This is a genomic window from Trueperella sp. LYQ141, from assembly GCF_046599555.1.
Taxonomy (GTDB): domain Bacteria; phylum Actinomycetota; class Actinomycetes; order Actinomycetales; family Actinomycetaceae; genus Trueperella.
On record NZ_JBKIWQ010000001.1, the window covers coordinates 434,350 to 451,119 of the forward strand.

The 16,770-nt window shown below is 54.8% G+C and carries 11 protein-coding genes; 10 read left to right on the forward strand and 1 reads right to left on the reverse strand.

The features are described from left to right. The first annotated feature begins 82 nt into the window (after window positions 1-82). From ACLHIJ_RS01745 to ACLHIJ_RS01785, 9 genes are all read left to right on the forward strand, one after another. Complete coding sequence (locus tag ACLHIJ_RS01745) at window positions 83-1,807, forward strand: ABC transporter family substrate-binding protein (RefSeq protein ID WP_411295864.1); 1,725 nt, start codon at window positions 83-85, stop codon at window positions 1,805-1,807. A gap of 287 nt (window positions 1,808-2,094) precedes the next feature. Beyond that, a complete protein-coding gene (locus ACLHIJ_RS01750) occupies window positions 2,095-3,711 on the forward strand; it encodes a TIGR03773 family transporter-associated surface protein (protein WP_411295863.1) in 1,617 nt (538 codons plus the stop codon). Then, complete coding sequence (locus tag ACLHIJ_RS01755) at window positions 3,701-5,266, forward strand: anchored repeat ABC transporter, substrate-binding protein (RefSeq protein WP_411295862.1); 1,566 nt, start codon at window positions 3,701-3,703, stop codon at window positions 5,264-5,266. Before ACLHIJ_RS01750 ends, ACLHIJ_RS01755 begins: the two co-directional genes overlap by 11 nt. Before the next feature lie 31 nt (window positions 5,267-5,297). Further along, window positions 5,298-6,269, forward strand: a complete 972-nt coding sequence (locus ACLHIJ_RS01760) for a choice-of-anchor M domain-containing protein (protein WP_411295861.1) — start codon at window positions 5,298-5,300, stop codon at window positions 6,267-6,269. Next, window positions 6,266-7,018: an anchored repeat-type ABC transporter ATP-binding subunit gene (locus ACLHIJ_RS01765; RefSeq protein ID WP_411295860.1), complete on the forward strand. Its 753-nt coding sequence runs from the start codon at window positions 6,266-6,268 to the stop codon at window positions 7,016-7,018. Before ACLHIJ_RS01760 ends, ACLHIJ_RS01765 begins: the two co-directional genes overlap by 4 nt. Next, the gene (locus ACLHIJ_RS01770) at window positions 7,015-7,914 is read left to right on the forward strand and encodes an anchored repeat-type ABC transporter permease subunit (protein ID WP_411295859.1); all 900 of its coding nucleotides are present in this window, start codon (window positions 7,015-7,017) and stop codon (window positions 7,912-7,914) included. Before ACLHIJ_RS01765 ends, ACLHIJ_RS01770 begins: the two co-directional genes overlap by 4 nt. A 2-nt stretch (window positions 7,915-7,916) precedes the next feature. Beyond that, entirely contained in the window at window positions 7,917-10,994 is a 3,078-nt protein-coding gene (locus tag ACLHIJ_RS01775; RefSeq protein ID WP_411298344.1) for a choice-of-anchor M domain-containing protein, read from the forward strand. 228 nt (window positions 10,995-11,222) lie between these two features. Next, complete coding sequence (locus ACLHIJ_RS01780; RefSeq protein ID WP_411295857.1) at window positions 11,223-13,220, forward strand: ABC transporter transmembrane domain-containing protein; 1,998 nt, start codon at window positions 11,223-11,225, stop codon at window positions 13,218-13,220. Beyond that, complete coding sequence (locus ACLHIJ_RS01785; protein WP_411295856.1) at window positions 13,220-14,953, forward strand: ABC transporter ATP-binding protein; 1,734 nt, start codon at window positions 13,220-13,222, stop codon at window positions 14,951-14,953. Before ACLHIJ_RS01780 ends, ACLHIJ_RS01785 begins: the two co-directional genes overlap by 1 nt. 5 nt (window positions 14,954-14,958) lie before the next feature. On the opposite strand, the gene ACLHIJ_RS01790 is transcribed toward ACLHIJ_RS01785, so the two are convergent. Further along, the gene (locus tag ACLHIJ_RS01790) at window positions 14,959-15,582 is read right to left on the reverse strand and encodes a PH domain-containing protein (protein WP_411295855.1); all 624 of its coding nucleotides are present in this window, start codon (window positions 15,580-15,582) and stop codon (window positions 14,959-14,961) included. A gap of 596 nt (window positions 15,583-16,178) precedes the next feature. Here ACLHIJ_RS01790 and ACLHIJ_RS01795 point away from each other — a divergent pair. Then, window positions 16,179-16,688 (forward strand): hypothetical protein, encoded by a 510-nt coding sequence (locus ACLHIJ_RS01795; protein ID WP_411295854.1) that lies wholly within the window; start codon window positions 16,179-16,181, stop codon window positions 16,686-16,688. The last annotated feature ends 82 nt before the right edge of the window (window positions 16,689-16,770 follow it).

A 16,770-nucleotide genomic window follows, 5' to 3' on the forward strand; every position in this document is an offset into this window, starting at 1 on the left:
GCTGAAAATCGGAAGTTTACTAACCTAAAAGTCATGTACTTTCACATGTCCGGTGAAAGTGGGGTCCTAGAGGAGGACAGATATGCGAAAGATGAAAGCAGGCTTTGCTCTGCTCGCTGTCGGAGCTTTGGCTCTGAGCGGTTGCTCGGGCTCTAAGGGCGGCTCCGAAGGTGGTAAGGGTGGCAGCTCCGAATCGAGCAAGGAACTGCCCGTTTCCGATTACAATAAGGTTGATCCGGCTGAGCTCCAGGATGGCGGCACGTTGAAGCTCGCCTTCGATGCGTATCCGGAGCAGTTTAATCCGTTCCACGTGGATGGCAACACGGTTGATATTGCTTCCACTTTGGCTGCTTTTGTTTCCCCGATGAACTGGCTTTACTCCAAAGATGGTGGTTCGTTCGAGCCGAACAAGAACTACGTTGAGTCTTACGAGTTCAACGACAAGGGCGAAGGCGATGCCGCTATGGTTGTTAAGCTCAAGCTCAACCCGTCGGCAAAGTGGAACTCGGGTACGCCGATTACCGTTAACGATTACATTGCTACCTGGAAGGCATGCTCGCACCAGGTAGAGGGTGTTACCTGTGCATCTGACGATGGTTGGAAGCAGATTTCCTCCATCGAACCCGGTGCTAATGAATTTGAAGTTGTGGCCAAGTACTCCGAGAAGTACCCGGATTGGTCCGCGAACTTCTCCACGGTTGGTCCGGCTGCTGGTTTGTCCGATCAGGCAACCTTCGATACCGGCTGGCTCGATGCTGTTGCTTCGGAGAAGTTTGGTACTGGTCCGTTCCATATCACCAAGGGCGATCCGGCTACCAACGTCATCACCTTGGAGCGCAACCCGAACTGGTGGGGTCCCAAGGCAAAGCTTGACACGGTGACCATCTCGATTCTGAAGCCGGAAGCTAAGGCTCAGGCTTACGCCAACAAGGAACTTGATGTGCTCGACATGATCGTCGATTCTTCCACCTATGCGACCGCAAAGGGACGCGACGATGGTGCAATCAAGATGTCCACCTCGGTGCAGTGGCGTCACCTGACCTTCAACTCCCGTGCAGAAGCACTCAAGGATAAGAAGGTTCGCCAGGCCATTCTCAAGGGCATTGACACCAAGGACATCACCGCTTCGGATTTGGCAGGTTTGCCGTCTGCAGAGATGAACATGCACTTGGGTAATCACTTCTTCATGCCAGATCAGCCTGGTTACGAGGATAACTCTGTCAAGTACGATCCAGAGGGCGCAAAGAAGGATCTTGAGGCTCTCGGCTACAAGCTCAACGCTGCTGGCTACTACGAGAAGGACGGCAAGACCCTGGGCTTCAAGTTCCTGCGTATCCCAGACGTTCCGACCTCGGCAAACGAAGGCGCTATGCTCACCGATATGATGAAGGAAATCGGCGTTAAGGTCGAATACACCGACATCGAGAGCAAGAAGTTCTTCTCCAAGGTTATTGGTGGCGAATATGAAGTAACCGCATTCGCATGGAATGGCACCCCGTACCCGATGGCAAACATTGGCCAGATCTACGGCAACCCCTTCGATGAGAAGGGCGAATTGGTCAACTCCAACTTCACCGGCTTGGACGTTCCGGAGATCGACAAGCTCGTGGGTGAAGTCGCGAAGGAAACCGACGTTGAGAAGCGTCGCGCGCTGACCAACGAAGCGGATAAGTTGGTGTGGGAGAACGTTATGAACGTTCCGCTCTACTACCGTGCGAACATCACCGCTATTCCGGCGAACTTGGCGAACTACGGTTCGACGGCGTTCGAGTCTCTTCCGGTTGAGAACATCGGTTACACCAAGTAATTGATCTGGCTAACGTTGTAAAACGTAGCGAATAGTGAACCGGCCCGCGTTAGCGGGCCGGTTTTCTTATGCGCTGTGAAGTATTAGACGCTGAAATCCTTTGACCATGAGAATCAATCTCACTAGTATGTGAGAATGGTTCTCACCGTATGGGCAGGTGCCTAATCTGCGATGAGGGCTGCATGGCATGAAACATATAGCTAGAAAGGCCCGCTGTGCACACGCTATTCAGGAAGTCTCCGCGATTGAGCGGCGCAGTAGCGCTCTGTTCTGCGTTACTACTCGCGATGTTTACACAGACGGCACACGCTGCTGACAAGCTCATTATCGACTCTGGTCACGTCGATGCCTTTAACGTCATCTCGGATGACAACGGGGCATTGGTACTCAACCTGAAAGAAGATGTTACGGGCCTGCATGTCCAGCGTGATCCACAATCCGTCATTTTGCACGTCAAGCCGGAAGCCTGGACGGAAGAGAGCGCCTCTCTGCCGGAAATTGGCGAGCCAGGATACTATCTCCCACTGACGCAAAACCCGAACCTCGTCTGGCCCGGATGGGATACGCTGGGCGTTGCCAAAGCAGGGTATAACACGATCAACATTGACTTCGTGAACGTCACTGGCCCGGGAAAGATCTATCTGTTTACGAACCAGACTCTAGGCGGCATTCGCCCGATCCTCGCCGATAACGGCTACACGCTGGAAAGTGGGGATAAGATCGTCCAGCAGCAGCCAGCTCACACCCATGCCCACTGGTTATTCACCAAAGAGGGCACCTACACCATGACGGTTAAAGCGCATGGCGAGCTAAATGGTAAGGACGTTGAATCTAATACTGCGACCTACACCTGGACGGTGGGTAAGGAAGCAAACCCGCAGCCGAACCCAGCGCCACAACCCACCCCGGATCCAGCTCCACAGCCAGATCCGAAGCCGCAGCCGGCTCCAAATCCGCAGCCGAACCCCGCCCCGCAACCACAGCCTAATCCGGCCCCGCAGCCGGCTCCTGCTGCTCCGGCTCCGGCAGCAAACACCCCGGCGCCCTTGCAGCCTGCGCCACAGGCGAATCCAGCTCCCGCTGCTACCTGTTTCCCCAAGCAGGTCGGTGGCGCTGGGTCGGATACACTCTTGCCGCGCGTGAAAGATGATCGGAGCGTTCCGGCGGTGTGGCGTGATCCCAAGGAGCTAACCTTCGGGCTAACGGATACCGCACAGGCAACGACCCCGAGCAATATTGGCAACATCCCTGCCAATACAAAGGTATGGATGATTAGCTCGACGCAACAGCGCGGAGTTCCGTGGCTGGGCGCAAATACGCAATCGGAAAGCCTGCTGACCAAGACGACCGGCACGACTACTTTCACGCTGTCGTCCTTCTCGGGCCCGGGCGCAATGGAGGTGTACACCTCCGGTAACTTCGGTACCATCGTCGGTCAGCGCTGGTTTAGCGCAAGTAACGGCTCAGGAAGTGGCTCTATTACCATCCCGCGCAATACCCACGTCCACCCCAACTGGGTGTTCACCCAGCCTGGTACCTATCGCGTCGGTATTACCATGACGACGACAACCAGCTCAGGAGCAAAGCTCTCTGGATCAACCGTAGTGACCTTCATTGTCGGAGGTTCCGGCAACGTGACGGAAGGGCACTTCGATCTGGGCCCAGAAGTCGGTGCGGCTGGTTCAAAGACGGTATGGCAGACTGCTGACGGCAAGCCCTGCCAGCCTACGGCGGTTGATCTCAAAGCCGCTGGAATCAAGGGCGGCGCTGCCGGAATGCCGAGCACTGGCGCTAACTCAATGACCGGCCCGTTAGCTGTTTTAGCGATCGGCCTAGCCGTTCTCGGTATCGGTATGCTGCGTTACCGTGGTGCGGTAGAAAAGGTAGTGGTACGTGCTTTCTAGACGTATCCGAGGAATAGCAGTAATTGGTTCACTCGCGCTGGCATTAAGCGGCTGTGCCTCTCAGGCTATACCGCAGCGCGATGACGGCATTACCGACGTGGTTGCCACCACGCCAATTATTGCTGACCTGGCACGTCACGTAGCTGGGAATCGCGCCCGAGTAACATCACTGATGCCCTCGGGCGCCGATCCCCACACCTATGAGCCGACGCTGCGCGACGTGCGCAATATCGCCAATGCTGATTTAGCGCTGACGAACTACATGCTGCTTGAAGAGCACTCGCTCATCCGTGCGGTGGATGCGAATGTGCGCGATGGCGTGCCAGTGATTACCCTCGCGGAGGACGCTGCCCGCTATGGAGCAAACCTCATTCCACTTGTTGAAGATGTATCGCTCGATACCATCTGGCTGGGAATGCGCGTTATTGGGAACGGCGCAAACTTAGGGGCAAATCGTGCCTCCGAGGTTCGACTATCGGTTCGCGATGTGCGCGGGCCAGGAGATGCGGCGGCATTTTTGACGACCACGTTTGGCCAGCCAGATATCATGATGAACTCGGCTGACGGTTTTGATGCTTCTGACGGATATGAGTCGGATACTGCCACCTTGCCCGTAGATGCCCATACGCATTTATCCTGGTCGTTTTCCGAGCCGGGAATCTATGAGATGGATTTTGCTGCCCAACTCGTCGTTGATCGGACTGAAAAACCCATTGATATTGCCCAATCGACGATTACGTTTGCGGTGGGAGTAAATCCGCCAGCCGGTAAGACCTTGCTCGATCATGGGCACGAGGACGTCTCCGTCGATCTGAACAACAAATCGATTGTGTTGCACGGCGATTCAATGGAATCAACGGCAGCAGCGCCCGCGTCCGTGGCGACGAGCTACGATCCGGCAAAGACGGTTGTGGTTGTGCCCTCGAAAGCACTCCAGGAAATCCCTGCCAGCGCCGATTTTCGTTTCCTTGGCCGGCCTGGCACGCAGACGTACATGTTGCCGCAGGCGGTTTTGGGCAAGCACGTCCACGGAGAGATTGATCCGCACCTGTGGCATGACGTCTCCAACGCCATTGCCTACGTCAAGCTCATTCGCGATTCCTTGATTTCGGTTGATCCGGAAGGAGCTGCTGAATACAGTGCTAATGCTGACGCCTATTTGGCTACCTTGTCGCAGCTTGACGAGGAGGTTAGGGCAACCATCCAATCCATTCCGCCGGAACGTCGGCACCTGGTGACAACCCATGATGGCTATGCCTATCTAGGTAAAGCCTATGGAATTGACGTGGCGGGCTTTATCACCCCGAATCCGGCGATTGAACCATCTGCGCGGGATCTCATTGCCCTGACGAAAACCTTGCAAAATCTGCATGTGCCGGCAGTGTTCCTCGAACCGAATCTGCCTGCCCACGCCACCGATCTGGTGGAAATCGCTAAACGCCTCGATATTAAGGTGTGCAAGATTTACGGCGACGCTTTTGACAGCGACGTCAACTCCTACGAAGAACTTATGCGTGCCAATGCGCGCAGTTTGAAAGAATGCTTGGCGCCGTAGCGCGCATGCACAACAGAAAGCAGAGAAAGACGTGAGAAAACGATCCGCTCGATGGTCTATTGCCGGCGTACTCGGCGCCACATGTGCCGTTTTGGTTGGAACGATTGGAACGCCAGCGCTTGCTGCGCCGAACGGGGAGGGCGACGATCCGGCCTTAGCCCAGACGGTAACGAATGATGAAGTGGTTGCGCCGACGGGGAGTGCAACAGTGATCTCCCAGGGGCACGTCGATATGGGTCCGTTGATGGTCGATGGCAAGCTGCAGTTCTATGCGCGTGACGATACGGCCGATCATCCAGTGTGGCGCAACCTCGATGATGTGGTGTTTTCCCTGGGGGACGCAGCAAAGCAGGTCCTGCCGGAATCTGGAGAATATAACTTCACTGGCGCCCAGCCAGGGCAGACCGTCTATGCTGTGCCGCAAAACCAGATCCCTGGTGTGGTGTGGTTGGGATGGAATACCCAATCTCCGGCGGTGACGGAAAACGTCCAGCGGGGTGTGACTTTCGAATACGTCGGGCATCAAGGTCCGGGGGCGTTCTCGGTGTTCTTGCAGTCCGGTGGATTTGGCCAGCCGCAGTTGCTGTGGGATTCCCAGAAGAATGAACTGCAGCCTATCTGGGTTGATCTCAAGACCCATACCCACGCTAACTGGGTCTTTACTGAGCCAGGCGTACATCTCGTCCGGATGCAGATCAAGGTCAAGATGCTTGACGGTACGGAAGCGAGCGCGCCAGCCACGTTACGCTTCGCCGTCGGGGTAGATCCGGCACAGGCCCGCAACGCTACCTGGGATGAGAGCCAAACTCAGCCTAAAGCGGCCGACGACAAAACCGCCACCGAGACGAAGCCGAGCGCACAAGAGCGCAACGAACATTCGATGAACACCGTCACGATGGTCACGATCGGGCTATTTGCGGCAGCACTCATCCTGGCGTTGGCAGCGATTATCATCCGCAAGCGCAATGCGGCAGCTCGGGAAGAAGCTAGGAGAAATGCATGACGGCTCATCCGATGGAGATTCGCGATATCGCCGTCGATTTATCGGGGCGCCCGGTTTTGCATGATATTACGGTCACGATTGAAGCCGGTTCCTTTGTGGGCTTGGTGGGTCCTAACGGCGCTGGAAAAACGACCCTACTGCGCACGATCTTGGGGCTTATCCCAGCGCGTTCCGGGCAGATTCGCGTCTCTGGCATTCAGGGAAAGAAAGCCGTAGAAAAGATTGGCTATGTTCCCCAACGTCACGAATTTGCGTGGGATTTTCCTATCAATGTTCATGACGTGGTGCTCACCGGCCGAACGGCACGTATCGGCTGGCTGCGCGGAGCAAAGAAAGCCGACTACGCCGCGGTATGGGCAGCCCTGGAGCGGGTGCGGATGACGGATTTGGCCACTCGGCCCATTGGGGAGCTTTCTGGTGGGCAGCGTCAGCGAGTTTTGCTGGCTCGGGCGCTCGCCACAAATCCTGATATTTTGCTGCTTGATGAGCCGTTTACGGGCTTGGATATGCCTAGTCAGGAACTGTTGCTCGAACTGTTTAATACCTTGGCCGCCGAGGGAACTGCTCTGCTGATGTCCACACATGATCTTGGGACGGCAATGGATGTGTGCTCGCACCTTGTTTTGCTCAACCGCACGGTTATTGGGGCGGGGACGCCTGCAGAGCTATCGGATCCGAAGTTATGGATGACGACCTTTGATGTGAAGCCGAATTCGCCGTTGCTGCGGACTGTGGGGGTGACGCGATGATTTCGTTCATTGATTTCTTCTCTGATTTAACTAACCCCGTCCTGTCTTTCTTGCCGAAAGCGCTACTGGTATCTGTGCTTTCCGCTATCGTTTGCGGCGTTGTGGGGACGCACGTGGTCTTGCGGGGAATGGCCTTTATCGGTGACGCAGTTGCGCACGCAGTGTTCCCTGGTATTGCGATTGCTTTCGCGTTACAAGGCTCGATGTTGCTCGGTGGCGCTGTGGCCGGTATTGCGATTGCCTGCCTCGTGGCCGTCTTTTCGCAAAATCGTCGGATCAGAGAAGATACTATTATCGGTATTTTCTTCGCGGGCGCTTTTGCCTTGGGCATGATTATTATTTCCCGAGTTGACGGTTATAGTGCCTCGCTGACCTCGTTCCTATTTGGATCTATCACCGGCGTTCCGGATTCAGACATTATCTTGGTGGCGGTTGTTGGATTTATTGTGGTGACGACGTTACTCGTCCTGAATAAAGAAATCGTTACTGTTTCCCTGGATCGGGAGACGGCTCGCGCCCAAAATCTGCCAGTGTTCTGGCTGGATTTGGTCCTGTACTTTACCGTGACTGCCGCTGTGGTGATCTCCGTGCGCACAATCGGCAATATTCTCGTCCTCGCGTTGCTGGTTACTCCAGCCGCTGCAGCGCGGTTATTAACGGACAACCTGAAGTTGATGATGCTGTATTCAGCCATTATTGGTGCATTGTGCTCCTTCCTCGGGTTGTATCTATCCTGGTCGCTCAATCTCCCCACGGGAGCAACTATCGTCTTGTGCGTGACGGTGGTTTTCCTGCTGGCGTGGGTGTTTTCACCCAAGCAGGGGCTGATTGCACAACTACGAACATCTTCCGCAACCACACCTATTGCGCGGTTTTCGCGTATTAGAAAGGCATGATCGTGACCTCTTATCGTTCCTCCTCTCGCTGGTTAGCCGCACTAACTGGCACGATGAGTCTCATTCTTGCCCCATTTTTTGCCCAAGCTGATGACACGAACCGACCGGAGCATCGCCCAGGTGAGCCGGTTCCCGGTGTCCAGTTACCCGCCGATCTGACGATGACTGTCAACGGCAAAAAGGTTCCGCATCCGTGTGCGGGAAAGAAGCTGCTGTATCAGGCGCATATTGATGCCACCTACGTCACTAAGCACAATGGCAAGCTCGCGGTGATGACAGTGGATGGCACGCAGGTTCGCCCATCTAACGAGGTATGTCTCCGGTTGGCTCCCGATGCGGTCAACGGGGAAGAAGTCTCGCGCATGGTGGTATCCACGGATCCAAAGACGGCTTTCCTCGGGCAGCCTGGTCGTATCCTGTGGCATGCGCCGTTCCAACGCCAGCAGGATTGGCGGCCGATTTGGGCGGGATTCGGGGCTTTCGATCCTGAGCATGAATGGGAAGTACCGACGGATTACGTCGGCAATACCGTGGATTTCAACCTGGCCGGTTTTGATGGCCCGGGAGATATGGAAGTCTTTAATTATGAGGCCGGTTGGGCAGAAGCTGGCCGTTCATTCTCCTCGCGTGATATTCGCCGGACGACCTTCAATGTCGGCGGTCATGTGCACACGAATTGGACTTTCTCCGAGGCGGGTATCTACCACCTGACGTGGGTCGCTGAAGGTAAGCATTATGATGGCACGATCGAACGCAGTGATCCGACGGATCAATATTGGCTCGTCGGCCCAGATGAAGCGGTTGGTTTGCCAGCGGGAACGACAACTCGTTTGAACCAGATCAGCCATTCGGCAGAAGATCGTCGGGCGGAAATGGGCTTGAGCCAGCCGGAGCATCCGGAGCCGGTGGCGCCTAAACCTGCCGATAAGCGCTATGAGTCGAATCCAGAGGCGGATAAAGCTGCCATTGAGAATAACTGGTTAGGAGATTCGAGCGCGAACACCGTCACCTCAGGGGTTAATCATTTTAAGACGGCGATAGACGCGGCAAAGAGCACGTTGACTATGAGCGTTATGAGCGCTGCTGGTCATAATTACGGCGATTCAACGGTTGTCGAAGTTCCGGATAGTGCCATCCAATGTCTATCGCAGGACGATCCCTATTTAGGGAAGTTTGCCCGCCGCAGTGGCGGTAACCAGGCATGGATCACTCCAACGGTTGGTAATGCCACGACGCCCAGTTTAGGCGTGGATCTATCTGGAAATGATTTCTCTGGTTTAGGGTCGATGAAGGTGACGTTCAACTTTGTCCCCGAAGGTCCAGAAGGCAGCATGGCTATGGTTGGTCTGGATCAGGGCAAGGGTCTGATGCCGTTGACAGTGACGAATGATCCGCGGTCAAAGCCGGTTCAGATGATTGAACCGAAGGCGTATCCGCTTCAGTTCGGCTTTACTCGCCCGGGTGTCTATCCGGTGAGTGTGGATTCTCAGGCATGGAAGACGGACGGGCAGAAGGCCTATAGCTTTGCCAATCTCTATTTTGTGGTAGGTAATTCCGCGATTAACGAGCTGCGTAAGGCGCAAGGGCGTACTCCTTTGCTGGAGGTGACCCCTGCTGGTAGCTGCTCGCAGCCCACTGTGCATGGTGCGAACCCGGATGAGTATCCGATTCCATCAAAGGGGGATACGCCTAATCCGAATCCAAACCCGAACCCAAATCCCAATCCTAATCCGACGCCAGATCCGAAGCCGGATCCAAATCCAAACCCCAATCCCAACCCGAACCCTAATCCGACACCGGATCCAAAGCCCAATCCCAACCCGGATCCGAAACCGCAGCCGGTAGAACCAGATTCTCCGGAAGTTGCCGCGCTCAAGCAGCAATTCATTGATGCGTGGTCGGATATGATCCCGCAGCATGTGGTTGAACGTGGGCATATGGATATGGCAGCGGCAACGGAGGGTGATACTATATCTACCTTCCTCAATGATGGGGAGAATCCGGCGCATGTTGTGCGGCGAGAATCCGGCACATTCGCCTTTGCGGTGCGCGATCGGGCACGAATTGCTCCGAAGGATACCTTGACGGCAAAGTATCCAGAATTTGCTGAGGGGTTGTGGGCGTTACCGCAGACCCAAGATCAGGCGTTGCCGTGGCTCGGGTTCTCAACTCAGGAATTCGATCACTCTCGATTGCAACCGAATACCGGAACAACGATTCGACTGCAGAATTACACGGGTCCTGGCCGTATGGTCATGGGCTACATGGGGGTTACAGATTTTACCCCGACGATTGATTCCGCTGATCCGCAATCCCATCTGGAATATGTTAAGCCGACGCATGACCATCAATACTTCCTCTTCTCAAACGAAGGGGTGTATCAGATGAACTTCCTCTACGAGTGGACGGACGCCACTGGGCAAAAGATCCAGCAGCCATTGCGGGTGACCTTCTTAGTTGGCAATAAGACGGTCAAGATGGGTAGCCAGATTATCGCTGACCAAAAGTTGCCCGAGATTGTCAACCCGGACCCACAGCCGGCGCCCGATCCGGGGCCTGATCCGACGCCGGATCCCACTCCAGATCCGCAGCCAACTCCGGATCCAGCACCTCAGCCGAATCCGCAGCCAGCGCCCAACCCGACGCCGGCACCGCAACCAGTGCCGAGCATACCGGCACCTGATAATGCCAATGGTGCGAATCTCGCTCCGGTTCCGACCGCCGAAGCAAACAATGCGGTGAGTGCGCCACTTGGTGGTGGCTTCGTTGCTACCTTGCCGACAATGAGCGGTACGCTACCGAATACGGGCGGCACCTTGCCTAATAATGCTGACGGTCAGGCGCCTCAGGCGGAAGGGCAACTCTTGGCTCAGCCCAATCCATCAGGTATGCCGCAGCCGATGACCGCCAGTGCCGAGCAAAACGGCAGTAGCGCAGATGGTCAGGCAACTGCGGCGAGCGCGCCAGTCGTACAAGACAATATGTTCTGGCATGGTCTGGTACTCGGTGTCGGTATCATGTGTCTACTATTTGGACTATTGTTCTTTGCCTTGGCAGTACGAAAGAATCGTCAAAGCTAAGAAAATCGGCGAAAAATAGCGAATGCCACTGAGGCGCTGGGCTCTATGTTAAGAGTCACAAGGCCTCGGTGGCTTTGCTTTTAGGGGGGGGTGATACCCTGATGGACATGAACAATGAGATCTCACAGTAGCATTTCGCTGCTGTACTAAAACCGGAATTGAACTGCGTATTTATCGCAGGTGGCGGTCGGCACGCCATTTCCTTGCTCCGTACTGAGGTCTTTTATTATGTCTGCTTTTTCTCACTATTTTTCTCGTTGTTTCCCGTTCGCGAAGTCTCGCAAGGTAGAACGTCGCCCCCGTACAATCGCTGATCGCGTCGTGGTTATTGGGCGCGAACCGCGCTATCGCCTGCGATTCTTCTATATGTGGTCCTCGGATGGTCTTGAATTATCTCGGCCGATTCACTCATTCTTTTGGAATAACATTCGATTCTTCTGGTTCTCCACCATCTTTGCCTTGTGCCAATACATTGGCGGCATCCTCATGACGTGGAGTTTTGCCCTGCTAATTGACGCTGGTCTGCAAAATGGATTAACCAGTCAGCTCATTGAGCCACTGGGAATCTTCTGCGTCTGTTGGATTATCCGTCTGATCGGAATGGGTGCGGAGCTAACAAACCAAATATATTGTCGTGGGGGTGGCACCGGCGTATGCCTTAACGTCACGAAAAAGATTCTTGGTATTCGCCGCGGCGGTCGGGAAAAGATTCCCTCCGGCGAGATGGTCTCGGCGATCTCCACCGACGCGAACCGTATCTCTTACTTCCTATACTCCTTGCCGGACTGTGTGGCGCAAATCCTTGCGTATATTTTTGCTGCCGTGTTCATGCTGCGAGTCTCGGTTCCGCTCGCCCTTATCGTCTTAGTGGGTTTCCCATTGGCCGTCCTCGGCATATCTATGATTATGAAACCCCTCCAACGGCACATTAATGCGCTTCGCACGGAAACCGGGAAATTGACGACCTTGGCCACCGATGCCGTTGTTGGTTTGCGTATTCTGCGAGGTGTCGGCGGAGAAGATGTCTATGTTAATCGCTATGAGAAACAGTCTGATCGGGTTGCCCAACACGGTATTGCCGCCGCGCCCCTGCGATCCTTACTCGTCGGTTTGAAGGCCTTTGCGCCGGAACTCATTATCGTCATCGTCGTTAGTTATGGAATCTGGCAGATCTATCTGGGGAAAATGACGCACGGCGAACTGGTGCTCTTCTATGGGTATTGCGCGTATATGGCTGCGCTTTTGGAATATCTGACCATGATAATTCAGTCCTATACCGACGCACGTGTTTCGGCAAAGCGACTGCAAAAGATTGCCAGTATTACTCCGCTCGTGGACGATTCCCAGGTAGATACTGAGCTGACGCGGCACGTGCCACGAGATACGGATGGGAATATTCGCTGGCAAGAAGCCCACCTGGTTGATAGCACCTCGCATGTGAAGATTACTCCTGGGCGCTATACCGTTGTGGTTTGTGCTGATCCGGATATTAGCGGGCAGTTAGCGCAGCGGCTGGCACGCACGGACGATGAATACCTCGTTACAGCCCGCTGGTCGCAATCGGCGGATATTCCGCTGACGGCCTTTTCTCTCGCTGAGGTTCGTTCGGGGATTGTGCTTTCGGATGCGGTTGCCCAGCTATTCCAAGGGCGGCTGCGCTCAAATCTGGAGGGCAATAATGCCGCTTGGCCAATTGCCCGTGACGTCTCCCATCAAGTCCGAGATAACGGGGATGGCTCAGGTGTGGCGCAGCGGCAACATAAGGATAATCCGGTGGCGCTGCCGGAAAATGAGCTCCTTGCCGCTATGCATACTGCCGACGCCCTCGACATTATTCATGGTTTAGACGGCGGCTTAGACGGGCATATTGCTGAGCGTGGTCGATCGTTATCCGGTGGGCAGCGTCAACGAGTGGCATTGGCTCGAGGGGTTGCTCGGCAAGCGCCAGTATTGATCCTGATTGAGCCGACCTCTGCCGTGGATTCTCATACGGAATCGCGTATTGCCGAGCGCTTGTATCAGGAACGATCCGGTCGTACTACGGTGGTTATTTCGGCGTCTCCGTTGCTTTTATCCTGCAGTGATGAAGTGATTTTCCTGGATACCGACGGGCGAGAAGTTGCTCGCGGAACGCATCATGAGCTGCTGGCTCGTTCTGATTATCATGCGGTCGTCAACCGGGCTGCGGCTTATACCTCTGGAGACGAGAAGGACGGTGAGAACTGATGAAGCGACTCCCTATCGCTCAGAATTACACGATTATGCGCCGCATGCTGGCGCTGTTCATGCAGTTCCGCCGCGAGTTCCTGATCGCTACCTGCTATCAGATTATTGTCGCGGTAGCGGCGGTCATCACCCCGTGGGTGATCGGTAAAACTTTCGATGCGGTAGCTGAAGGAACCTCGTTATCCGTTATTCGGGTCTATATTTGCGTACTCGTCGTCGCGATGGTGCTGAATTTTGTTTTCACCTGGTTAGGGGAATATCGCAGCCGAGTATTAGGGGAGAAGGCCTTTTGCGTTATTCGCGTGGATCTAGTCCGCACTCTGATGCATTTGCCGCTATCGGTCGTTGAGGAGGCGGGGACGGGCGATCTGCTGGGGCGGTCAACGACGGACGTCAGTCGAGTGGAAGGTATGGTGCGCTACGGCCTGGTGCGCTTATTGGTTACCACCCTGGAGGTGGTGGTGATTGCCATATCGTGTATTGCTATTGATTGGCGTATTGGTCTAGTGGCAATGATCGCTTTTCTTCCGCAGTACTTCGTCGCCCGTTTCTATCTGCGCCGTTCAATTGCCGGATATTTAGCAATCAGCTCGATTCATGCGGAACTTGCCGGGGATACTGCTGAATCGGTAGAGCATTCAGCCAGTATTGATGCTTTCGCTATGCAGGAGTATCGAGAACGCCGCACGCGCGTTATCATGCAAGAAATCTGGGATAACGACCGCTATACCGCGTGGATGCGGGTGATGTTCTTGGTGGGGACTTTCTTCGTCGTTAACGTCCCGACGATTATTGCCATTGTGTGGGGAGCGGCCCTGATTGGTTGGGGTGGAGCGAGTATCGGAGCGGTTGTGTCGATTGCGCTTCTCGTGCGGCAAGCTAATACGCCAGTGGAAATCTTCTGTTGGTGGATTGACGAATTGCAGTACAGCATGGTGGCATTAGCGCGGATCTTTGGCGTCAGTGAGGTACTGCCAGATCGCACTGTGACGCAGGCAATTCCCGACGGTGATCGCATTGAGATACGTGACGTCAGTTTCTCCTATCATGAGGGCGATCCGGTATTACACGAGGTATCCTTGGCAATTCGGCCAGGGGAGCGGTTAGCTATTGTTGGCCCATCGGGGGCTGGAAAGACGACTCTCGGGCGTCTCATTGCCGGTATTAATCCGCCAGATCACGGTGAGATCTGTGTCGGCGGAGTCAACGTCATGGAATTAGAGGAGAAGCTTCTTCATTCGACCGTCTCGCTCGTCACCCAAGAAAATCACATCTTTTCTGGGACGATTGCTGATAATCTGCGATTTGCTCGCGCGCAGGCCACGGATAGTGAGTTGCGTGAGGCGCTATTGGCTGTGCATGCTCAGTGGATTGACCAGCTAGAAGATGGGATAGAAACCGAGGTCGGATCGGGTAATTATGAACTGACCCCTGCCCAAGCTCAGCAGTTGGCATTGGCGCGCATCGTATTGGTTGATCCCGACGTGGTGATCCTCGATGAGGCTACCTCTTTGCTTGATCCGCGTTCGGCGCGTTCTGCCGAGCAGGCCTTGAATCAGGTATTGACAGGGCGAACCGTGATCTCGATTGCGCATCGGCTCTATACCGCTTATGACGCTGACCGTATTGTGGTCATGATTGATGGGCGGGTTACCGAAGTTGGCTCGCATCACGAGCTCGTTGCGCAAGGCGGGGAATACGCTAAGCTCTGGCAGATGTGGCAAAGCGAGTGAGGTCGCTATATAGCGGCTAATCGCCATACCAAGACGGCAAGGGTTACGCCCAGTAAAGCCAGTGGGATGATCTGCCAGCGCGCGGTTGTCTGCGTCGGCCACGGGGTATCAAGCTGCGCGCTGAGCTCTCGGCGTAGGGAGGAATGGCGAGCAATCTGTTGAGCGCGCATTGTGATGAGATCGGCGGCAAAGGGGACATCGCAGTATCGGTGTTCTGCTCCGGAATCTGCCCAGGTTAATGACGTGGGATCCTTGCGTTGTTTTTTGCGATCTCGCCACGAGTTCGAGAATAAACCGACGTTTGAGGGCACTGCCCATACGCTGATTTTGCGATGTGAGCGGGAGTAAAGATATAGCCCCCAACGGTTTTCGGCATAGGAGAAATCTGCCCAGGGGATGTGGTGCTCGCGAAATAGGTTGATAACGTGGAGCCCGCCTGGCCCAATAACAAGACGTGGATTCCAAAACATTACCCAAGCCAGGGCAAGCATGAATAGAGTGGCAGGCAACGTCCATATAAGTTCATGTATGCCACCGTGGATCATGCCGGCGATGAGTAAGATACCGGCGGCTACTGCAATGAAAATGCTGTAGAAGCGTGAGGATGTTCCACGAAGAGTTACGGTCATAGCTCTTATCTTTCAGGTCGGATCTACCTGAGTCAATAATCTCGCAATAATGTGCGATAGTGTGCGGTGATAAGTGCGGTATTACTGGGGCTCGCGCCGCCCCGGCATTTTCTCGTGGTATGCGCGTATGTGTGCGTTACTCACGGCGTTGTTTGAGAATTTTAGATTTAGTAGCCTGTGCTCTTTTGCGTTTGATTTGTTTTCTGTTCGGGGTTATCAGGGCTGCTCGCGCTGTAGTTGATAGCAGGAAAAAACGAGTGCTCGCGGCCGAGATCGGGCGGGTGCTTGGGTCGTAGGTAAGGAAAGCAAAGGGCGGTATTGGCCAGGCGGCTCCTTGGCGTCGGTGATCTCAAAAGCGTTACCCTGCCGATAGCGCTGCATGCGTCTGTAAGCGCAACTGTGGACGACTCCCTATGGTAGATGAGCCTTAAGCGGGGCGGGGAGTGAATATAGCGCATAGTTGCGGATGAGATGTGCTACTGCGCGAATACCGCTGATAGTGGATGTGGCCCTTGGCATAGCCGCGATTCTCGATGGGGTAACGGGTGAGTGTTAGTCTCAAGAGAGAAGTTTGACAGCAGCGGAGGGCTCATTTTATGCGTACACGCCCCTGGTTTCAGGTAATTATTGGCTTGCTGTGTGGTGTCGTTGCTGGTAGTGCGGCAACGATTGTTCATACTGGCCCGATTGATCGGCCGCTCTATGGTTTGGCTTTAGCGACGGCGATCGTCATGTGTGGGGCGTGGTTCTGTATGGAGTTGGGGGCGCGTTGGTGCTTTGCTAGTTATACCCTGACCGCCTATGCCACGGTGGCATGGTGGTTATATCTGCCGCCACGTGACGATCTTTTTCAATCCACGCAGGCATGGGTGTCAAATGCTTGGATTGGTTTGTGTGTATGCGGGTTACTACTGCCTGCGGCAATAACTTATATTGCGGCATATCGTCGTAGCTCGCGAGTATCTGGGCAGCGCGGTAGTGAACCAACCGCGCCATCAGATATTTCCCGTTCTGATTTTTCCTCAACTGCTCTCCCCTCGGAATCTTTCGGAGCTTGCGGTGGTTCAACGGAAAATCCTTCGCAGGGCAACAGTTCGGTATCGTAGCTGATCATCCGCGGTGGAAAGTGGAGGCGTCAGAGCGTGATTCTGGTGATACAATGCGGTTTTTCCCACTCTGATCGGTAGA